General features: G+C 51.1%; 1 protein-coding gene. It reads left to right on the plus strand.

Annotated features, from left to right (window positions below; translation table 11 throughout):
• Positions 1-207 precede the first annotated feature (207 nt).
• On the plus strand, positions 208-470 hold a 263-nt coding region (locus tag K0039_RS25180), incomplete at its 3' end, for an FUSC family protein (RefSeq protein ID WP_044781262.1).

The raw sequence follows: 470 nt of genomic DNA on the forward strand, positions 1-470 counted from the left end.
ACATCACTAATTCATCTCAGGGCGGTGTGTTGACGCGAAGACCACTCTTTTTTTGAAAGCGAAAAGAGTAAGATGCGCCTTTCAATTTTTTCGCTCCTGCCGGGAAATTACACTGTTCCCGGTTTGTCCGTCGGATAATTCAGAGGCGCGCCTTCTGGCCGACAGATGAGTTATGAGCGCTTTTAATCTTCATTACGGAGTTTCTGCGTGCGTGCCGATAAGTCATTAAGCCCGTTTGAAATCCGGGTATACCGCCATTACCGCATTGTGCATGGTACTCGGGTCGCGCTGGCATTCCTGCTCACTTTTCTCATTATCCGCCTGTTTACTATCCCGGAAAGCACCTGGCCGCTGGTCACCATGGTGGTGATTATGGGGCCAATCTCGTTCTGGGGGAACGTTGTCCCTCGCGCCTTCGAACGTATTGGCGGTACGGTGTTGGGGTCGATTTTAGGTCTTATCGCTCTGCA

The organism is Terrisporobacter mayombei, from assembly GCF_020748465.1.
Classification (GTDB): Bacteria; Bacillota; Clostridia; order Peptostreptococcales; family Peptostreptococcaceae; genus Terrisporobacter; species Terrisporobacter mayombei.